The organism is Pseudomonas chlororaphis subsp. chlororaphis (genome assembly GCF_003945765.1).
In the GTDB taxonomy this organism is placed as follows: Bacteria; Pseudomonadota; Gammaproteobacteria; order Pseudomonadales; family Pseudomonadaceae; genus Aquipseudomonas; species Aquipseudomonas chlororaphis.
Map to the genome: position 1 here is coordinate 5,101,478 of NZ_CP027712.1, position 18,527 is coordinate 5,120,004.

Annotated in this window: 19 protein-coding genes; 9 read left to right on the forward strand and 10 right to left on the reverse strand. The window is 63.5% G+C overall.

Translation table 11 applies throughout. The annotated features are described in order from the left end of the window. Window positions 1-3: 3 nt before the first annotated feature. Together C4K27_RS22905 and C4K27_RS22910 are read left to right on the forward strand one after the other, a co-directional pair. On the forward strand, window positions 4-717 hold the full coding sequence (locus C4K27_RS22905) for a DUF3108 domain-containing protein (protein ID WP_007927772.1): 714 nt from the start codon (window positions 4-6) through the stop codon (window positions 715-717). 329 nt (window positions 718-1,046) lie between these two features. Continuing rightward, a complete protein-coding gene (locus C4K27_RS22910) occupies window positions 1,047-1,235 on the forward strand; it encodes a hypothetical protein (protein ID WP_016702508.1) in 189 nt (62 codons plus the stop codon). 94 nt (window positions 1,236-1,329) lie between these two features. Here the strand turns inward: C4K27_RS22910 and C4K27_RS22915 are convergent, their stop codons facing one another. The 7 genes from C4K27_RS22915 to C4K27_RS22945 form a co-directional block, all read right to left on the reverse strand. Continuing rightward, the gene (locus C4K27_RS22915) at window positions 1,330-1,869 is read right to left on the reverse strand and encodes a DUF2058 domain-containing protein (protein WP_007927770.1); all 540 of its coding nucleotides are present in this window, start codon (window positions 1,867-1,869) and stop codon (window positions 1,330-1,332) included. A gap of 27 nt (window positions 1,870-1,896) precedes the next feature. Further along, window positions 1,897-2,730, reverse strand: a complete 834-nt coding sequence (gene mazG / locus C4K27_RS22920; RefSeq protein WP_053262260.1) for a nucleoside triphosphate pyrophosphohydrolase — start codon at window positions 2,728-2,730, stop codon at window positions 1,897-1,899. Window positions 2,731-2,842: 112 nt separating this feature from the next. Further along, window positions 2,843-5,086: a GTP diphosphokinase gene (relA, locus tag C4K27_RS22925; protein ID WP_053262261.1), complete on the reverse strand. Its 2,244-nt coding sequence runs from the start codon at window positions 5,084-5,086 to the stop codon at window positions 2,843-2,845. Window positions 5,087-5,206: 120 nt separating this feature from the next. Beyond that, window positions 5,207-6,559, reverse strand: coding sequence for a 23S rRNA (uracil(1939)-C(5))-methyltransferase RlmD (rlmD, locus tag C4K27_RS22930; RefSeq protein ID WP_053262262.1), 1,353 nt, complete (start codon window positions 6,557-6,559; stop codon window positions 5,207-5,209). Continuing rightward, complete coding sequence (gene cysM / locus C4K27_RS22935; protein ID WP_053262263.1) at window positions 6,559-7,461, reverse strand: cysteine synthase CysM; 903 nt, start codon at window positions 7,459-7,461, stop codon at window positions 6,559-6,561. The genes rlmD and cysM overlap by 1 nt, the downstream gene beginning before the upstream one ends. An 80-nt stretch (window positions 7,462-7,541) precedes the next feature. Further along, entirely contained in the window at window positions 7,542-8,954 is a 1,413-nt protein-coding gene (locus tag C4K27_RS22940) for a sensor histidine kinase (RefSeq protein ID WP_053262264.1), read from the reverse strand. Next, window positions 8,941-9,663: a response regulator transcription factor gene (locus tag C4K27_RS22945; protein WP_053262265.1), complete on the reverse strand. Its 723-nt coding sequence runs from the start codon at window positions 9,661-9,663 to the stop codon at window positions 8,941-8,943. Before C4K27_RS22945 ends, C4K27_RS22940 begins: the two co-directional genes overlap by 14 nt. 220 nt (window positions 9,664-9,883) lie before the next feature. On the opposite strand from C4K27_RS22945, the gene C4K27_RS22950 reads away from it, so the two are divergent. From C4K27_RS22950 to C4K27_RS22965, 4 genes are all read left to right on the forward strand, one after another. Continuing rightward, window positions 9,884-12,637, forward strand: coding sequence for a response regulator (locus C4K27_RS22950; protein ID WP_053262266.1), 2,754 nt, complete (start codon window positions 9,884-9,886; stop codon window positions 12,635-12,637). Between the two features lie 66 nt (window positions 12,638-12,703). Further along, window positions 12,704-13,693, forward strand: coding sequence for a 2-hydroxyacid dehydrogenase (locus C4K27_RS22955; protein WP_053262267.1), 990 nt, complete (start codon window positions 12,704-12,706; stop codon window positions 13,691-13,693). 90 nt (window positions 13,694-13,783) lie between these two features. Beyond that, window positions 13,784-14,221, forward strand: coding sequence for a hypothetical protein (locus tag C4K27_RS22960; protein WP_009050281.1), 438 nt, complete (start codon window positions 13,784-13,786; stop codon window positions 14,219-14,221). Continuing rightward, the gene (locus C4K27_RS22965; RefSeq protein ID WP_053262268.1) at window positions 14,218-14,622 is read left to right on the forward strand and encodes an META domain-containing protein; all 405 of its coding nucleotides are present in this window, start codon (window positions 14,218-14,220) and stop codon (window positions 14,620-14,622) included. The genes C4K27_RS22960 and C4K27_RS22965 overlap by 4 nt, the downstream gene beginning before the upstream one ends. Window positions 14,623-14,736: 114 nt before the next feature. On the opposite strand, the gene C4K27_RS22970 is transcribed toward C4K27_RS22965, so the two are convergent. Next, window positions 14,737-15,201, reverse strand: coding sequence for a TlpA disulfide reductase family protein (locus tag C4K27_RS22970; RefSeq protein ID WP_007931800.1), 465 nt, complete (start codon window positions 15,199-15,201; stop codon window positions 14,737-14,739). 128 nt (window positions 15,202-15,329) lie between these two features. On the opposite strand from C4K27_RS22970, the gene arsC reads away from it, so the two are divergent. Genes arsC through C4K27_RS22985 form a run of 3 tightly spaced genes read left to right on the forward strand, consistent with a single transcriptional unit; the run spans window position 15,330 to window position 16,703 of the window. Beyond that, window positions 15,330-15,683, forward strand: a complete 354-nt coding sequence (gene arsC, locus C4K27_RS22975) for an arsenate reductase (glutaredoxin) (RefSeq protein WP_007931799.1) — start codon at window positions 15,330-15,332, stop codon at window positions 15,681-15,683. Further along, window positions 15,680-16,285, forward strand: a complete 606-nt coding sequence (gene wrbA, locus C4K27_RS22980; protein WP_007931797.1) for an NAD(P)H:quinone oxidoreductase — start codon at window positions 15,680-15,682, stop codon at window positions 16,283-16,285. Before arsC ends, wrbA begins: the two co-directional genes overlap by 4 nt. Continuing rightward, window positions 16,278-16,703 carry a DUF2069 domain-containing protein gene (locus tag C4K27_RS22985; protein ID WP_053262269.1) on the forward strand — a complete coding sequence of 142 codons (426 nt, stop codon included), beginning with the start codon at window positions 16,278-16,280 and terminating at the stop codon, window positions 16,701-16,703. Before wrbA ends, C4K27_RS22985 begins: the two co-directional genes overlap by 8 nt. Window positions 16,704-16,799: 96 nt before the next feature. Here the strand turns inward: C4K27_RS22985 and C4K27_RS22990 are convergent, their stop codons facing one another. After that, complete coding sequence (locus C4K27_RS22990) at window positions 16,800-17,471, reverse strand: DNA-3-methyladenine glycosylase I (RefSeq protein WP_009045127.1); 672 nt, start codon at window positions 17,469-17,471, stop codon at window positions 16,800-16,802. Window positions 17,472-17,547: 76 nt separating this feature from the next. Beyond that, entirely contained in the window at window positions 17,548-18,372 is an 825-nt protein-coding gene (gene ttcA, locus C4K27_RS22995) for a tRNA 2-thiocytidine(32) synthetase TtcA (protein ID WP_007931792.1), read from the reverse strand. Window positions 18,373-18,527: the final 155 nt, after the last annotated feature.

The window sequence follows — 18,527 nt, forward strand, 5'->3', positions numbered from 1 at the left end:
TTTATGCGTCGCGCCCTGCTCTTCGCTTGTGCTCTGCTCGCCCTGCCCTTCGCGCAGGCTGCGGACCTTCAACCCTTCTCCGCCAGCTATACCGCCGACTGGAAACAGCTGCCGATGAGCGGTACCGCCGAACGCAGCCTGGAAAAGAAAGGCGACGGCACCTGGAAGCTGAGCTTCAAGGCTTCGATGATGATCGCCAGCCTGACTGAAGAAAGCACCCTGACGCTCGACAAGGACACCCTGCTGCCGCAGTCCTATCACTTCGAACGCGGCGGCCTCGGCAAAGCCAAGAAGGCCGACCTGGACTTCGACTGGAACGCCAAGATGGTCACCGGCACCGATCGCGGCGATGCAGTCAAGATCCCGCTCAATCGCGGCATGGTCGACAAATCCACCTACCAGCTCGCTCTGCAGCACGATGTAGCCGCCGGCAAGAAAAGCATGAGCTACCAGGTCGTCGATGATGGCGAAGTCGATACCTACGACTTCCGTGTCCTGGGCTCGGAAAAAGTCGACACCAAGGCCGGCCAGATCGACGCGATCAAGGTCGAGCGCGTGCGCGACCCGACACAAAGCAAACGCATCACCGTCATGTGGTTCGCCAAGGACTGGGATTACCTGCTGGTTCGCCTGCAACAGGTCGAAACCGACGGCAAGGAGTACAACATCATGCTCCTAAACGGCACCGTCAACGGCAAGACCGTCAAAGGCAGCTAAGCCGCACGACAATGAAAAAGCCCCGCCGATGCGGGGCTTTTTTTCGCCTGGTGTTTCCATTTAGCCGCTCAAGCACAGCCCTCCTGGCGACCCGGCAGGCTCACTCGCCGGGCCAAAACACCCAGTACGACAGCTGCCCAACATGAAACTTTTGTCATAAAACTCCGGCCCCTGCGACCGAATGCCACAGTTTCCGCGGCCTGCGGGACTGTTTCGAAATCTGCAAAAGATTGTTGCATTTGAAAGCAATTTACTTAGCCAGCTAACAAAATATATAACAGAGCCCTGCACACGCCTTGCTGCAGATCAATAGAGATTGGAGCTAGCAGATGACTGTAAAAGTAACTGAACGCGACGATTCACACATGTCCCATGAAGGCGTAGCCGCAGGTGTACGGATCTGGGACGTGCATCAACAAGACTTGCTGGTGGGAATGTTTCATTCCGAGAGCGATGCCCATAATTACAAGGCCGAACTGGAGAAGCTGGAGCAGAACCGCGCACCGCAAAGCTCCTGACCTCACAACGACTGCCGCGCCTGCCGCCACGCATCGGCAGGCGCTTCAGAAACAACAAACCCCGCTCATGGCGGGGTTTGTTGTTTCTGCGGGTTTACCACATCAGATCGTCAGGGATCTGGTAGGCCGCGTACGGATCGTCCTCGTCCGGTGCCTCGGTCGGCGTGTTGAGCTGAACGATGCGCCGTGGATCGCGCTCCTGGATCTTCAGCGCGGCTTCACGCGGGATGACCTCATAACCGCCGGCATGGTGCACGATGGCCAGCGAGCCGCTGCTCAGCTTGTTGCGCATCAGGGTGTTCACCGACAGGCGCTTGACCTTCTTGTCGTCGACGAAGTTGTAGTAATCCTCGGTGGTCAGCTTCGGCAGGCGCGACACTTCGATCAGTTGCTTGATCTGCGCGGCACGGGCCTTCTGCTCGGCCTTCTCCTGCTGCTGGCGGTTGAGTTCCTGGTCGCGCTTGACCTTCTCGGCCTGCGCCTCCTGGGCCAGGCGCGCCTGGGTATCGTCCGCCTCGACCTGCCCTTTATGGACCAGGCGTTGCTGCTTCTGTTTCTCTTTGCTGACCTGTTTGGCCTGCTTTTGGTTGACCAGCCCTGCTTTGAGCAACTGGTCGCGAAGGGAAAGGCTCATTGGTGCTCACTCACTTAGGCAACAGCCTCAGCCACAGCTGGGCAAATTCTTTTCCTGACGTTTGGCTTCGCCCCACAAGGCGTCCAACTCTTCGAGGGTGCAATCTTCCATGGGTCGGCGGGTATCGCGCAATGCCTGCTCGATAAATCGGAACCGTCGCTCGAACTTGGCATTGGCGCCACGCAGGGTGGTTTCCGGATCGACCTTCAGATGTCGGGCCAGGTTGACCACGGCGAACAGCAGGTCGCCCACCTCGTCGGCAATCGCCTGCGGGTCATTCTCGGACATGGCTTCGAGCACTTCATCGAGCTCTTCGCGGATCTTGTCCACCACCGGCAAGGCATCCGGCCAGTCAAAACCGACCTGGGCCGCACGTTTTTGCAGCTTGGCCGAACGGGACAGCGCCGGCAGCGCCGCGGGCACATCGTCGAGCAAGGACAACTGCAAAGGCTGCGCCGACTTCTCGGCACGCTCCTCGGCCTTGATCTCTTCCCAGCGCTGCTTGACCTGTTCTTCATCCAGCCGCGGAATATCCAGCGGCGCGTACAGGTCCCCGGTAGGGAATACATGGGGATGGCGACGGATCAGCTTGCGGGTGATGCTGTCGACTACGCCATCGAACTCGAAACGCCCCTCCTCCCGCGCCAGCTGGCTGTAATACACCACCTGGAACAGCAGATCGCCCAACTCACCCTGCAAGTGCTCGAAATCGCCTCGTTCGATGGCATCGGCCACTTCGTAGGCTTCTTCCAGGGTGTGGGGGACGATGGTGGCGTAGCTCTGCTTAATATCCCAAGGGCAGCCGTACTGCGGATCCCGCAGCCGCGCCATCAGGTGCAACAGGTCTTCAAGGCTGTACATCGGTCACTCTCATTGCCAAACCATGTTTTCTGTAGGAACGAGGGTTGCCCGCGATAGCGGTATGTCAGACAAATCGCCATCGCGGGCAAGCCTCGCTCCTACGCTCCGACTTTCAAGGGGTACGGTTACGGCGGGTCTCGATGATGTTCGGCAACTGGGAAATACGCCCCAGCAGCCGCCCCAACGCGTCCAGCCCCGGAATCTCGATGGTCAGGGACATCAGCGCGGTGTTGTCCTCCTTATTCGAGCGGGTGTTGACCGCCAGCACGTTGATCCGCTCGTTGAGCAGCACCTGGGACACGTCACGCAGCAGGCCGGAGCGGTCGTAGGCGCGAATGATGATGTCCACCGGGTAGGTCTGCACCGGCACCGGGCCCCAGCTGACCTGGATGATCCGCTCCGGCTCGCGGCCGGCCAGTTGCAGCACCGAGGCACAGTCCTGGCGGTGAATGCTCACCCCGCGGCCCTGGGTGATGTAACCGACGATCGCATCCCCCGGCAGCGGCTGGCAGCAGCCGGCCATCTGGGTCAGCAGGTTGCCGACGCCCTGGATCTGGATGTCGCCGCGCTTGCCGGGCTTGTAGCCGGTGGCCTTGCGCGGGATCAGTTCCAGCTGTTCGTTGCCGCGCTCCGGCTCCACCAGTTGCTGAGCCAGGTTGACCAGTTGCGCCAGGCGCAGGTCGCCCGCCCCCAGTGCCGCGAACATGTCCTCGGCGGTTTTCATGTTGGCCTTGTCGGCCAGCTTGTCGAAATCCACCTGCGGCAGGTCGAGGCGATTGAGTTCGCGTTCGAGCAGGGTCTTGCCCGCCGCTACGTTCTGATCCCGCGCCTGCAGCTTGAACCAGTGGACGATCTTCGCCCGCGCCCGCGAGGTGGTGACATACCCCAGGTTCGGGTTCAGCCAGTCGCGGCTCGGCGTGCCGTGCTTGCTGGTGATGATCTCGACCTGCTCGCCGGTCTGCAGGCTGTAGTTGAGCGGCACGATGCGCCCGTTGATCTTCGCGCCCCGGCAGTTGTGACCGATCTCGGTGTGCACGCGGTAGGCGAAGTCCAGCGGGGTCGCGCCTTTCGGCAAGTCGATGGCGTGGCCGTCGGGGGTGAAGATGTAGACCCGGTCTGGCTCGATATCCACCCGCAGCTGCTCGGCCAGGCCGCCGATATCCCCCAGTTCCTCATGCCACTCGAGCACCTGGCGCAGCCAGGAGATTTTCTCTTCGTAGTGGTTGGAACCGGATTTGACGTCGGTGCCCTTGTAGCGCCAGTGGGCGCAGACCCCCAGCTCAGCCTCTTCGTGCATCGCGTGGGTGCGGATCTGCACTTCCAGGACCTTGCCCTCAGGGCCGATGACCGCCGTGTGCAGCGAGCGGTAACCGTTCTCCTTGGGGTTGGCGATGTAGTCGTCGAACTCTTTCGGAATGTGCCGCCACAGGGTGTGGACGATCCCCAGCGCGGTGTAGCAATCGCGCATTTCCGGGACCAGCACGCGCACCGCGCGCACGTCGTAGATCTGGCTGAACTCCAGGCCCTTGCGCTGCATTTTGCGCCAGATCGAATAGATATGTTTGGCCCGGCCGCTGATGTCGGCGTCGACGCCGGTGGCCCGCAGCTCATTCTGCAGCTGATTCATCACGTCGGAGATGAAACGCTCGCGATCAAGGCGCCGCTCGTGCAGCAACTTGGCGATCTGCTTGTACTGCTCAGGCTCCAGGTAGCGGAAGGACAGGTCCTCCAGCTCCCATTTGATATGGCCGATACCGAGGCGATGCGCCAGCGGTGCATAGATGTCGAAGACTTCCCGGGCGACCCGGTTGCGCTTCTCGTCGTCGGCGTTTTTCACCGCCCTGATCGCGCAGGTCCGCTCGGCCAGCTTGATCAGCGCCACACGCACGTCATCGACCATCGCCACCAGCATCTTGCGCAGGTTTTCCACCTGGGCCTGGGTGCCGAGCACGAGGGATTGGCGGGGGCTGAGGCTGGCGCTGATCGCCGCCATGCGCAGCACGCCGTCGATCAGCTTGGCCACCACCGGGCCGAAGCGCTGGCTGACGGCTGGCAGCGGGATCTGGCCTTCCCGGACGCCACGGTAAAGCACCGCGGCCACCAGCGAATCCTGATCCAGCTTGAGGTCGGCGAGGATCTCCGCGATCTCAAGGCCAGTGCTGAAACTCGACATGTCCTCGCCGCTGAGATTCTTCGCCGCGATGTGTTGTAACTCTGCCTCACGAGCGAACTCGCAGGCTTCTTTCAAGGCTTCACGGTCCAGTGCCATGTCGACGCTGACCGCATGATCGAGCCACGCCTCGAGATTGATACTGCCGTCGGTGTTGATCGGCTGGTGCGCTCTCACCTGTACCATCTTGCTTTACCTTCCCTACGACGCACATTCAATGCGTCAAATCGCTGACCTTCACTGCCAGTATTTCCTCGCTGGGCCGGCGAGTGCTGCCTGACGGGCCAACGGATTAGACGAGCCATCCTAGCTCGCTTCAAATAACGCCATGGCCTCGACATGTGCCGTCTGAGGAAACATATCGAGGATCCCGGCACGTTTTAACCGGTAGCCCTGCCTGACCAGTTCGACTGTGTCACGCGCCAGAGTGGCAGGGTTGCATGACACATAAACCAGGCGCTTGGCGCCCAGGCTCGCCAGCTTGCGTACCACCTCCAATGCCCCGTCCCGAGGTGGGTCCAAGAGTACCGCAGAAAAGCCTTCGCGGGCCCACTCGGCGTCGCTCAGGGGCTGCGATAAATCGGCCTGAAAAAACCGGGTGTTATGCAAATTGTTGCTAGCAGCATTCTGCGCCGCACGCGCGACCATGGTCGCCACCCCTTCGACCGCCACCACTTCCCGTACGTTCTGCGCCAGCGGCAAGGCAAAGTTGCCCAAGCCACAAAACAGGTCCAGCACACGCTCATCGGCCTGTGGTGCCAGCCACTCCAGGGCCTGGGCCACCATCGCCTCGTTGACCCCGGCGTTGACCTGGACAAAGTCTCCCGGCCGATAGGCCAGCTGCAGATTCCAGGGCTCCAGGCGATAGCCCAGGGCCTGGTCCGGGTCCACCGGTTGCGGCTCGCCTTCGCCATGCAGCCACAACTGGGCCTCATGGAATGCGCAGAACACCTGGAGAATCTCCAGGTCGGCCGCGGACAACGGCGCCATATGGCGCAGCAGCACGGCAATCGCCGAACCGCTGAACAATTCCACATGCCCCAGTGCCTGCGGTTTGCTCAGGCGCTGCAGCATGGCCGGCAAGCGGCTCATGATCGGTTGCAAGGGCTGTACCAGCACCGGGCATTCGTCGATGGCGACGATGTCCTGGCTGCCGGCGGCGCGAAAACCCACTTCGAGCTTTTTCGCCTTGGCGTCCCAGCGCACCGCGACCCGCGCCCGGCGCCGGTAGCCGAACTCCGGACCGCTCAAGGGTGCCGCCCACGCCTCTGGCTCGACACCGGCGACCCGCGACAACTGCTCGGCGAGCATGCGCTGTTTCAGGGCAAGCTGTTCGTCATGGGGCAGATGCTGCACGCTGCAGCCACCGCAACGGCCGGCATGGGCGCACGGGGCCGGGCGCCGCAAATCGCTGGCACTGAACACCCGCTCGGTACGGGCTTCCACCACTTTGCCGTGGGCGCCCAACACGCGCGCCTCGACCTCTTCGCCCGCCAATGCGCCAGCGACGAACCAGGTACGCCCTTCCAGGAAGGCAATGCCACGACCATCGTTGGCCAGGCGCTCGATGGTCAGGCGCTGTTTTTTACCGACGGGTATCTGCGCAGCCCGACTGCCGCCCGAAGGCTGGAAGCGCAGGCCTCTGACTGGCTTAGCCATCAGTTGGGCGCATCGAAGATGCCGGTCGACAGGTAACGGTCGCCACGGTCACAGATGATCGCGACAATCACCGCGTTTTCGACTTCGCGGGACAGGCGCAACATCGCCGCCACCGCACCGCCCGAAGACACGCCGCAGAAGATGCCTTCTTCGCGGGCCAGGCGCCGGGTCACCTCTTCGGCTTCGCTTTGCGCCATGTCGACGATGCGATCCACACGACTGGCCTGGTAGATCTTCGGCAGGTATTCCTGCGGCCAGCGGCGAATGCCGGGAATGGCCGAGCCTTCCATCGGTTGCAGGCCGATGATCTGCACGTTCGGGTTCTGTTCCTTCAGATAACGCGAGGTGCCCATGATGGTGCCGGTGGTGCCCATGGAGCTGACGAAATGGGTGATGGTGCCCTCGGTCTGCCGCCAGATTTCCGGGCCGGTGCCGGTGTAGTGCGCCTCCGGGTTGTCACCGTTGGCGAACTGGTCGAGCACCTTGCCACGACCTTCGGCCTGCATCTTCTCGGCCAGGTCGCGCGCGCCTTCCATGCCCTCTTCCTGGCTGACCAGGATCAGTTCGGCGCCATAGGCGGTCATCGCCGCCTTGCGCTCGGCACTGGAGTTGTCGGGCATGATCAGGATCATCTTGTAGCCCTTGATCGCCGCGGCCATGGCCAGGGCAATCCCGGTGTTGCCCGAGGTCGCTTCGATCAGCGTATCGCCGGGGTGAATCTGCCCACGCAGCTCGGCGCGGGTGATCATCGACAGCGCCGGGCGGTCCTTGACCGAACCCGCCGGGTTATTGCCCTCGAGCTTGAGCAGCAGGGTGTTGCTGGTGACGCCAGGCAGGCGCTGCAAACGGACCAGCGGGGTGTTGCCGACGCAATCGGCGATGGTGGGGTACTGCAAGGTCATGGCGTATTCGCAATCCGGACTGCGGGGGCGACTATCATACCGGCAAACGTTCGCAGGCCATATCACGCAAAGTGAGGGTCTTATGGCTTAACGATATAAGGCAGCGAATCAGCCTCGGGCGAAGGCGCTTCCATCACAACCGTAGCCCGCAGGCGCATGTTCAAACGCAGCCCACACCCGGTATTTTCCGCCCACAGCTGGCCGCCCTGACGCTGCACGGCGTTGCGCGCAATACTCAACCCCAGGCCAAAACCGCCATGGCCCGGGCGCGAGCCATCGAGGCGGGTAAAAGGATCGAAGATCCGCTGCAGATCGGCCTCGGCCACGCCAGGCCCTTCATCCTCCAGCCACAGCAACCAATGCTCGCCCTGGCGCTGGCCGTCCAGCAGCACACGACCGCCCGCGGGCGAATGGCGAATGGCATTGCGCAGAATGTTTTCCAGGGCCTGGGCCAGGGTATTGAGATTGCCCCGGACCCAGCACGAGGCGTCCAGCGCGCAATGCAGTTGCGTGGCGGACCAGGCGCTTTCGAAGCAGGCGTTTTCCGTGAGCATTTCCCACAGGGCCTGGATCTGGATGTCTTCCTCGGCCAGCGGTGCCCGCTCGGTGTCGAGCCAGGCCAGTTGCAAGGTGTCGTCCACCAGCCGCTGCATGCCATCGACTTCCCGCGCCAGCCGCTCGCGCAGTGCCGGCAGGCTCTGCTCGCCGTCACAGGCGACCCGCAGGCGACTCAGGGGCGTGCGCAATTCATGGGAAAGATCGCGCAGCAATTGTTGCTGCAAGGCCACCGTGCCCTGCAGGCGCTCGGACATCTGGTCGAACGCCCGGCCCAGTTCACCCAACTCGTCCTGGCGACTGGTGGTCTGGCTCGACAGCCGCGCATTCAGTTGATCGGCGCGCCAGGCGTTGGCCTGTTCGCGCAGCTGGTTCAGCGGCACCACCAGCAGTCGATACAGCCCGACACACAGCAGCAGGGTGAACAGGCCAGGAATCACCCCATTGGTCAGCACCCGCCAGAACACCCGGTAGCGCCCGGGCATGAAGCGCTGGGGCAACTCGATCACCAGGCTGCCGGCGGACGGGTCGTTGGGAAACGCAATCTTCAGCCAGGGCAAGCCACGAGTATGCCGACTGACCGGCCAATCCAGGCCGCGCAGGAACGTCAGGTGCTGGCTCTCGGCTTCGCTCAGCGGATAACTGCTCAGCGATTGCAGGTCGCGGCCGATGACCCCGACCCAATGACGCTCGCGCTCGGCCATGCCCTGCAGCCAGGCATCGACCCCGGCGCTCTGCCCCTGGTTCCAGGCCTGTTCGGCTTCGGCGGCGTAGCCGGTCAGCGTGCCGCGGGCCTCGTCGGAAAGGAACAGGTTCTTCTGTTCCATGTAGCGGCCCCAGGACCAGCTCAGCCAGATCATCAGCAGGCAGAACGCGACCAACAGGCAGGCCAGCTTCCAGAACAGCGAATGCCTGCCGGGCAGCTCAGGCCATTTCATCGACGGCACTCAGCACATAGCCCTTGCCCCAGATCGTGCGCACTTCCCGCGCGACATAACCGACGGCCTTGAGTTTGCGGCGGATCTGGCTGATGTGCATGTCCAGGCTGCGATCATGGGGCGCATAGCCGCGCTGCAGCACATGCTGATAAAGGAAGGGTTTGCTCAGGACCTCGTCGCCGTTGCGGTTGAGCGTCTCCAGCAGGCGGTATTCGCTGCGGGTCAGCCCGGCCCACTGTTGCCCGTAATGCACGTCGCACAGCTCGTCGTCGAAACGCAGGCCCTGGGCTTCCTGCCGGAGCGGCGCCGGGGCCGGCCGGCGATCCAGGGCCACGCGCCGCAGGATGGCTTCGATCCGTACCCGCAGCTCGGCCATGCTGAAGGGCTTGGGCAGATAATCGTCGGCCCCCAGGCGAAAACCGCTGATGCGATCGGCCTCGGCCCCCAGCGCCGACATCAGCAGCACCGGCGTGGAATGGCTCTGGCGAAAATGGGTGAGCACCGTCAGCCCGTCCATCCCCGGCAGCAGGATGTCCATCAGCACCACATCGAAAGGTTGCTGGCGAGCCATCGTCAGGCCTTCCTGGCCGTTCTGGCACCAGGTGACATCAAACCCACAACGACCCAATTGCTCGTGCACGTAGGCACCGAGCACCAGGTCGTCTTCGATACTCAGGATCCGGGGATGGCCGACAGATACGGGATTCATTAGCTTCTGCAAGTAATTCTCAGTTGGGCAATTATTCAAGATTGTCCGCGGCCGGGCAACCGACACCGGTCGACAAAGCGCTCGCTAACCCGCGGCACCTGAGCGGTTCGACGGTTAATTTTGCGGAGATTGCGGCAAAGCAAATGGCTACACTGCGCAGGTGGTGCGCACCGGATGTGCGCAGGGTTCATTCAAAACGGCGTGGTAGCAGGAGAGTTGCGTGCTTAAGAAACTGGGGATCAAAGGCCGCGTGCTGTTACTGACCTTGCTGCCAACCAGCCTGATGGCGTTGGTGCTGGGCGGTTATTTCACCTGGATGCAGCAGTCGGACCTGCAAACCCAGCTTCTGCAACGCGGCGAAATGATCGCCGAGCAACTGGCGCCCCTGGTGGCACCGGCCCTGGCCCACAAGAACACCGCCCTGCTGGAACGCATAGCCACCCAGTCCCTGGAACAGCAGGACGTGCGCGCAGTGACCTTCCTCGCGCCCGACCGCACGCCCCTGGCCCATGCCGGCCCGAGCATGCTCAACCAGGCGCCGACCGGTAACGGCAGCCAGATGCTGCAACGCACCGGCAGCGATGCCACCCGCTATCTGCTGCCGGTGTTCGGCCGCCACCGCAACCTGGCCGGCGACCTGATTCCCGACGAGTCCGACCGCCTGCTCGGCTGGGTCGAGCTGGAGCTGTCCCATAACAGCATGCTGTTGCGCGGCTACCGCAGCCTGTTCGCCAGCCTGCTGCTGATTATCGCCGGGCTGATCTGCACCGGCCTGCTGGCGCTGCGCATGGGGCGCACCATCAACAACCCGCTGAGCCAGATCAAACATGCCGTTACCCAACTCAAGGACGGCAACCTGGAAACCCGCCTGCCCTTGCTCGGCAGCCAGGAGCTGGACGAACTGGCCTCAGGCATCAACCGCATGGCCGGCACCCTGCAGAATGCCCAGGAAGAACTGCAACACAGCATCGACCAGGCCACCGAGGACGTCCGGCAAAACCTGGAAACCATCGAGATCCAGAACATCGAACTGGACCTGGCGCGCAAGGAGGCCCTGGAGGCCAGCCGGATCAAGTCGGAATTCCTGGCCAACATGAGTCACGAGATCCGCACGCCGCTCAACGGTATTCTCGGTTTCACCCACCTGTTGCAGAAAAGCGAACTGACCCCGCGCCAGCTGGATTACCTGGGCACCATCGAAAAATCCGCCGACAGCCTGCTGGGGATCATCAACGAAATTCTCGACTTCTCGAAAATCGAAGCCGGCAAGCTGGTGCTCGACAGCATTCCGTTCAACCTGCGCGATCTGTTGCAGGACACCCTGACCATCCTCGCCCCGGCCGCCCACGCCAAGCAGCTGGAACTGGTCAGCCTGGTGTATCGCGATACCCCGCTGTCGCTGGTGGGCGACCCGCTGCGCCTCAAGCAGATCCTCACCAACCTGGTGAGCAACGCCATCAAGTTCACCCGCGAAGGCACTATCGTCGCCCGCGCCATGCTCGAAGAAGAACACGAAGACAGCGTGCAACTGCGCATCAGCATTCAGGACACCGGCATCGGCCTGTCGAACCAGGACGTGCGCGCCCTGTTCCAGGCCTTCAGCCAGGCCGACAACTCGTTGTCGCGCCAGCCTGGCGGTACCGGCCTGGGGCTGGTAATTTCCAAGCGCCTGATCGAACAGATGGGTGGCGAGATCGGTGTCGACAGCACGCCCGGCGAAGGTTCGGAGTTCTGGATCAGCCTGCGCCTGCCGAAAACCCGCGACGACGCCGAAGACCTGCCCGCCCCGCCGCTGCTCGGCAGGCGGATCGCGGTCCTGGAGAACCATGAGCTGGCGCGCCAGGCCCTGCAGCATCAACTCGAGGACTGCGGTCTGGAAGTGACGCCGTTCAATACCCTGGAAGCCCTGACCAACGGCGTGACCGGAGTGCACCAGACCGAACAGGCGATCGATCTGGCGGTGCTCGGCATCACCAGCAATGACATGCCGCCGGAACGCCTCAACCAGCACATCTGGGACCTCGAACACCTGGGCTGCAAAGTGCTGGTGCTGTGCCCGACCACCGAACAGACGCTGTTCCACCTGTCAGTGCCCAACCCTCACAGCCAGTTGCAGGCCAAACCAGCCTGCACCCGCAAACTGCGGCGCGCCCTGGCCGACCTGGTCAACCCCAAGGTGGTGCGCAACGAGCCGAGCGAACCGATCGCCAGTCGCCCGCCACGGGTGCTGTGTGTCGATGACAACCCGGCCAACCTGCTGCTGGTGCAGACCCTGCTCGAAGACATGGGCGCCAAGGTGCTCGCGGTCGACAGCGGCTATGCGGCAGTCAAGGCGGTGCAGAACGAATCATTCGACCTGGTGATGATGGACGTGCAGATGCCCGGCATGGACGGCCGCCAGAGCACCGAGGCGATTCGTCAGTGGGAGAGCGAACGCAACTGCACGCCGCTGCCGGTGATCGCCCTCACCGCCCACGCCATGGCCAACGAAAAACGCGCGCTGCTGCAAAGCGGCATGGACGACTACCTGACCAAGCCCATCAGTGAGCGGCAACTGGCTCAGGTGGTGCTGAAGTGGACCGGTCTGGCCCTGCGCAACCAGGGGCCGGAACGCACCGGCGAACCGTCCGGCAACGGCCTCGAGCTGCAAGTGCTGGATCACGACGAAGGTTTGCGCCTGGCCGCCGGCAAGGCGGACCTGGCCGCCGACATGCTGGCGATGCTCCTGGCCTCGCTGGAGGCCGACCGTGAAGCGATTCGCGCCGCCCGTGCCGCCAACGACCACAATGCGCTGATCGAACGGGTCCACCGTCTGCACGGGGCGACCCGCTACTGTGGGGTGCCGCAGTTGCGCGCCGCCTGCCAGCGCAGCGAAACCCTGCTCAAGCAGGAAGACGTCAAGGCCTTCGCCGCCCTCGACGAACTCGAACGGGCCATCAACCGCCTGGCCACGGAGGCCCGCATCAACGCCTGACCCAGGGCAACGACAGGTTTGCCCCGAAGGTTCATGCTCGGAGCAACCTCCTACAAGGACGACGCCATGCGCACGATTCTCTTCAGCAGCCAGAACTATGACCGCGACAGCTTCCTCGGCACCGATCTGCCGCCGGGCATCGAGCTACAGTTCCAGGCCGCGCGCCTGAGCCTGGACACCGCGGCCCTGGCGGAGCACCACGAAGTGGTCTGCGCCTTTATCAATGACGACCTGAGCGCCCCGGTGCTGGAGCAACTGGCCGCCGGCGGCACGCGCCTTATCGCGCTGCGCTCGGCCGGCTACAACCATGTCGACCTGGCCGCGGCCAAACGCCTGGGCCTGAGCGTGGTCCGGGTCCCGGCCTATTCTCCCCATGCCGTGGCCGAGCACGCCGTGGCCCTGATCCTGGCGCTGAACCGCCGCCTGCACCGCGCCTACAACCGCACCCGCGAAGGCGACTTCAGCCTGCACGGCCTGACCGGCTTCGACCTGGTGGGAAAAACCGTCGGCATCGTCGGCACCGGGCAGATCGGCGCCACCTTTGCCCGGATCATGGCCGGCTTCGGCTGCCAGTTGCTGGCCCACGATCCCTTCCCCAACCCGCAAGTCGAGGCCCTGGGCGCACGTTACCTGAGCCTGCCGGAGCTGCTGGCCCAGGCGCAGATCATCAGCCTGCACTGCCCGCTCACCGCCGACAGCAAACACCTGATCAACCGCCAGAGCCTGGCCCGGATGCAACCGGGCGCAATGCTGATCAACACCGGCCGCGGCGGCCTGGTGGATACCCCGGCACTGATCGAGGCCCTGAAGAACGGCCAACTGGGCTACCTGGGGCTGGATGTCTACGAAGAGGAGGCGCAGCTGTTCTTCGAGGACCGCTCCGACCTGCCGCTACAGGACGACGTGCTGGCGCGGCTGCTGACCTTCCCCAACGTGATTGTCACCGCCCACCAGGCCTTCCTCACCCGCGAGGCCCTGGCGGCGATCGCCGACACCACCTTGCACAACATCGCCGCCTGGGCCGCCGGCGCGCCCTGCAACCGGGTGGAAGGCTGAATCGACGGACCGGCGGTAAGCGAAGGTCATCTGCCTGCAACCTGAGATATCGGGGTGCGTGCTAGCATACGCGCCAGATTTGGAGGACCCATGGTCGAACACGATTTCCGCTACAGCCTGATGAACCCGCAACACACTCTGATCGAATGCCGCGCCCTGGTGCCCGGCCGCTATCAGGTCACCGGCAACGGTGGTTCCATCCGCAACGACGACGTGCTGATCGTCACCCTCAAGGGCAGCAAGGACCTATCGATGCGCCTGACGGTGGAAACCGTGCGGCACCTGATCAACCCGGTCGGCCAGTGGGTCGCCGTGGCCCGTGGTCCGGTATTCGGCGAGCTGGCGATCCATCAGTGGCAGGTCAACTGCGACAGCTGCGCGGCCGAGCTGAGCTTCGAGTTCGCGGTGGACGCCAAGCTGGGCAGCAAGGCGCAAAAGCCCGCGGCCAGCGCGCGGATCGCCGAGCTGGGCTGGATCAGCGAAGGGGAAAAACACCTGTGCCCGAAATGCCAGCGAGCCGCCCAATGAAACGCCTGGCGTTGATCGCCGCGTTCGGCGCCGGCCTGCTGGGTTGCGCGGCGGAGCCGGTGAAACTGCAGCAGGATCGCAGCTACATCCTGGAGTGGATCGGCGAGCGTCCGCTGATCGACTACAGCCACCTGACCATCACCCTCGGTGAAGACGGTCGCGCCTACGGTAACGGCGGCTGCAACCATTGGTTCGCGCCCTATACCCTGGAGGGCGACAAGCTCAGCTTCGGCAAGGTCGGCAGCACCCGCAAGCTGTGCGCGCCAGCCCTGATGGAGCAGGAACGACGCTTCCTGCAGGCGTTGGAAACCGTCCAGCGCTGGGACATTTCCCCAATCGAGCAAGTGCGCTTCTGGCCGGCCGAAGGCAAGCCGTTGCGCTGGTGGCTCGAGGAAGGTTGATACCGCCCCCTGTAGCCGCTGCCGCAGGCTGCGATAAGGTACGCAGGACCTTCAGCGATCCCGAGATCGCAACGGCCTTGCAGGCCGATCGCAGCCTGCGGCAGCGGCTACAGATCAATGCCCGCGCAGGGCTTCCAGCTTCGCCATCACGCCCGCCGCGGTCTGTTCGCCCATCAGTTGCTCACGCACCTTGCCCTGGTCATCGATGATGTAGGTCACCGGCAAGCCTTCGCTGCGTGGCAAGTCGAAAATCTCCGCCGGGTTCTGCGCCAGCACGGTGAACTTGATCCCCAGTTTTTCACTGGCGCTCTTCAGTTCTTCGCCCTGGACGTTATCGAAATTGACCCCCAGCACACTCACCGGCTGGCCCTTGAGCCCTTCGGCCAATGCATTGAGCTCGGGAATCTCGGTGCGGCACGGCCCACACCATTCGGCCCAGTAATTGAGCACCAGCCACTGCTTGTCCACGCGCTCGGCGGCGACTTTCCGGCCATATTGATCGACCCCGTAATCGTTACCGCAGCCGCTCAGCAACAAAGTGCCGATGATCGCCAATGCCGCTGCCAGTTGCCTTGCCATGCCTTGATCCTTGTATTGAAAAAAACCGTCAAACCCGCTTTCTCGTGCGCCCCATCGCCTCGCAAGGTTCAGGACTGCCCGTCGCACAGGTAGAATAGCCGCCACCTTACGCAAGATGCGACCCGCCCATGACCGATCTGACGCTTTATCACAACCCGCGCTGCTCGAAATCCCGCGGTGCGCTGGAACTGCTGGAAGCCCGTGGCCTGACCCCGACCGTGGTCCGCTACCTGGAAACCCCGCTCGATGCCGCCCAGCTGCAAAGCCTGCTGGGCAAGCTCGGGATCGGCGCCCGCCAGCTGCTGCGCACCGGCGAAGACGAGTACAAGACCCTCAACCTGGCCGACGCCAGCCTCAGCGAAGCGCAGCTGATCGCCGCCATCGCCGCGCACCCGAAACTCATGGAACGGCCGATTCTCGAAGTCGGCGACAAGGCCATCATCGGCCGGCCGCCGGAGAACGTGCTGGAGATCCTGCCTTGAGTACGCCGTACATCCTGGTTCTCTACTACAGCCGCAACGGCTCGACCAACGAGATGGCCCGGCAGATCGCCCGGGGCATCGAACAAGGTGGCATGGAAGCGCGCCTGCGCACCGTGCCGGCGATATCCGCCGACTGCGAGGCCGTGGCCCCGAGCATCCCGGAAGACGGCGCGCTGTACGCCAGCCTCGACGACCTGAAGCACTGCTCCGGCCTGGCTTTGGGCAGTCCGACCCGGTTCGGCAACATGGCCGCGCCGCTGAAGTACTTCCTCGACGGCACCAGCAACCTGTGGCTGACCGGCGCCCTGGTGGGCAAGCCGGCCGGGGTGTTCACCTCCACCGCCAGCCTGCACGGCGGCCAGGAAACCACCCTGCTGTCGATGATGCTGCCGCTGCTGCACCACGGCATGCTGATCACCGGCCTGCCCTACAGCGAGTCGGCCCTGCTGGAAACCCGTGGCGGTGGCACGCCTTACGGTGCCAGCCACCATGCCGGCGCCGATGGCAAGAGCCCGCTGAACGAGCACGAGGTCGCCCTCTGTCGCGCCCTGGGCCTGCGCCTGGCCAAGACTGCCCTGCAACTGGAGAGCAGCCGTGGCTAAAAAGCCGAAGATCCTGCCGGCCATCGAATGGCTGGAGCCGCGCGTACGCATCACCCGGGTGCTGAGCCTGATCTGCTTTTTCGGCCTGGTCGGCCTGCTCTGCGGCTACTACCTGTTCGTCGCCGACCTGCATGGCGCCCGGCCCTGGGTGATCCTGCTGATCGAACTGGTGCCGCTGCTGCTGATGGCGCCGGGCATGCTGGTGGGCAGCGCCCGCGGGCATTCCTGGATGTGCTTTGTGGTGAACCTGTATTTCATCAAGGGCGCGCTGGCCGCCTACGACCCGAACCGGCAACTGTTCGGCATCCTGGAGATGCTGGCCAGCCTGGCAGTGTTCTGCTCGGCCCTGCTCTACGTGCGCTGGCGCTTCCAGCTCAACCGCAAGCTGGCGGGCGAAGGCCAGGTCAGCGCCGCCTGACGGCCCGCTATCGCGGGCAGGCCTCGCTCCCACAGAACACCGAATGCTTCTGTAGGAGCGAGGCCTGCCCGCGATGAACCCAACCCAATTGCCGGATCAGTGATTGACCGTATACGCCAGCATCATCGAGATCTGGCACAGCGGCCGGCCACTTTCGGCGTGCCACTGGTTGAAGGCGCCCTGCACGGTGGCCAGGTCCTTGAGGCTGCTAGGTACCTTGTCGATGATCTGCTGCGCATTCAGCGCCGCCACCACGTCATAGGTCGGCACGAAGGTGTCCTTGCCGACCATTCGCAGAAAGCGCGGGGCCGACAGGCCGCCCAACTGGTGACCGTGCTTGGCCAGGTACTTCCACAGGCCGACGATGTCGGTCACCGGCCAGTCGGCGATCAAGGCGCCGAAACTGCCCTTCTCCTTTTCCACGTCGAGCACCATCTGCGCATTGCGCGGCACGCTCTTGAGCTTGCCCAGGTGGCGAATGATCCGCGTGTCCTGCATCAGCCGCTCGAGGTGCTCGGCGCCCATCAGCACCACTTTCTGTGGGTCGAAGCCAAAGAACACCTCTTCGAAGGCCGGCCACTTGGCGTCCACCAGGCTGTGCTTCAAGCCGGCGCGGAATACCCGCAGGGCCAGGGTCGAGAGGTAACGGTCATCGCTGATCTTGCGCAATTGCGCCGGGGTTTTCGGCACCGGCAGATGGGCTTCCAGCTCGGCCGCCGAACCGAAGCGGTTCAGACAGTATTCGTGCAGCCACTTGTAATCGCGCATGCCCTCTCCTAATGACGATAAAGAAACGGCGCTCAGAGGAGCGCCGTGATTCCACGATACAGAGCCGCGAGACGACTCAGAGGTTCACCACATTGACGAAACGCGAAGCCGCGGTTTCATCGATCTTCAGGCTGGTGAAGTCGAACAGGTTGCGGTCCGCCAGCTGCGACGGCACCACGTTCTGCAGGCCGCGGAAAATGCTTTCGGTACGGCCCGGGGTCTTGCGTTCCCATTCCTGGAGCATTTCCTTGACCACCTGGCGCTGCAGGTTTTCCTGGGAGCCGCAGAGGTTGCACGGGATGATCGGGAACTGCTTGAGGTCGGAATAGGCCTGGATGTCCTTCTCGCTGCAATAGGCCAGGGGGCGGATCACCACATTACGCCCGTCGTCGGCCCGCAGCTTGGGCGGCATGGCCTTGAGCGAGCCGTTGTAGAACATGTTGAGGAAGAAGGTCTCGACGATGTCGTCCCGGTGGTGACCCAGGGCCATCTTGGTCGCGCCGATCTCGTCGGCGAAGGTGTACAGGGTGCCGCGACGCAGGCGCGAGCACAGCGAACAGGTGGTCTTGCCTTCCGGTATCAGTTCCTTGACCACCGAATAGGTGTCCTTCTCGACGATGTGGTATTCCACGCCCAACGTCTCGAGGTAGGCCGGCAATACGTGCTCGGGGAACCCGGGCTGCTTCTGGTCCATGTTCACGGCGACGATGTCGAACTTGATCGGTGCAACCTTCTGCAGGTGCATCAGCACATCGAGCATGGTGTAGCTGTCCTTGCCGCCGGACAGGCAGACCATGACCTTGTCGCCGTCTTCGATCATGTTGAAGTCGGCGACCGCTTCCCCGGCCTGGCGGCGCAAGCGTTTCTGCAGTTTGTTCTGGTTGACCGTAAGAGTGCCCATGGCGCTTGAAATCCGCGGTGTGTGACGAAAAGCCGGTCATTTTACGCAAAAACTGCGCGCGGGCGAAGCGCCGGGCGCCAGTCGACCGATCAAATCGCCGAATGCGATTACCAGCCGCGCCGACAGCGCGATTTGCTCTAACACCCATGACCTTT

What these genes read in the sequence shown, in the direction of transcription:
- C4K27_RS22960 (WP_009050281.1), top strand. Translation starts at nt 13,784, where the DNA reads ATGGTCGAACACGATTTCCGCTACAGCCTGATGAACCCGCAACACACT.
- cysM (WP_053262263.1), bottom strand. Translation starts at nt 7,461, where the DNA reads ATGACCTTGCAGTACCCCACCATCGCCGATTGCGTCGGCAACACCCCG.
- ttcA (WP_007931792.1), bottom strand. Translation starts at nt 18,372, where the DNA reads ATGGGCACTCTTACGGTCAACCAGAACAAACTGCAGAAACGCTTGCGC.
- C4K27_RS22910 (WP_016702508.1), top strand. Translation starts at nt 1,047, where the DNA reads ATGACTGTAAAAGTAACTGAACGCGACGATTCACACATGTCCCATGAA.
- C4K27_RS22940 (WP_053262264.1), bottom strand. Translation starts at nt 8,954, where the DNA reads ATGAAATGGCCTGAGCTGCCCGGCAGGCATTCGCTGTTCTGGAAGCTG.
- C4K27_RS22945 (WP_053262265.1), bottom strand. Translation starts at nt 9,663, where the DNA reads ATGAATCCCGTATCTGTCGGCCATCCCCGGATCCTGAGTATCGAAGAC.
- C4K27_RS22915 (WP_007927770.1), bottom strand. Translation starts at nt 1,869, where the DNA reads ATGAGCCTTTCCCTTCGCGACCAGTTGCTCAAAGCAGGGCTGGTCAAC.
- C4K27_RS22990 (WP_009045127.1), bottom strand. Translation starts at nt 17,471, where the DNA reads ATGCGCGATTACAAGTGGCTGCACGAATACTGTCTGAACCGCTTCGGT.
- rlmD (WP_053262262.1), bottom strand. Translation starts at nt 6,559, where the DNA reads ATGGCTAAGCCAGTCAGAGGCCTGCGCTTCCAGCCTTCGGGCGGCAGT.
- mazG (WP_053262260.1), bottom strand. Translation starts at nt 2,730, where the DNA reads ATGTACAGCCTTGAAGACCTGTTGCACCTGATGGCGCGGCTGCGGGAT.
- C4K27_RS22955 (WP_053262267.1), top strand. Translation starts at nt 12,704, where the DNA reads ATGCGCACGATTCTCTTCAGCAGCCAGAACTATGACCGCGACAGCTTC.
- arsC (WP_007931799.1), top strand. Translation starts at nt 15,330, where the DNA reads ATGACCGATCTGACGCTTTATCACAACCCGCGCTGCTCGAAATCCCGC.
- C4K27_RS22965 (WP_053262268.1), top strand. Translation starts at nt 14,218, where the DNA reads ATGAAACGCCTGGCGTTGATCGCCGCGTTCGGCGCCGGCCTGCTGGGT.
- relA (WP_053262261.1), bottom strand. Translation starts at nt 5,086, where the DNA reads ATGGTACAGGTGAGAGCGCACCAGCCGATCAACACCGACGGCAGTATC.
- C4K27_RS22970 (WP_007931800.1), bottom strand. Translation starts at nt 15,201, where the DNA reads ATGGCAAGGCAACTGGCAGCGGCATTGGCGATCATCGGCACTTTGTTG.
- C4K27_RS22905 (WP_007927772.1), top strand. Translation starts at nt 4, where the DNA reads ATGCGTCGCGCCCTGCTCTTCGCTTGTGCTCTGCTCGCCCTGCCCTTC.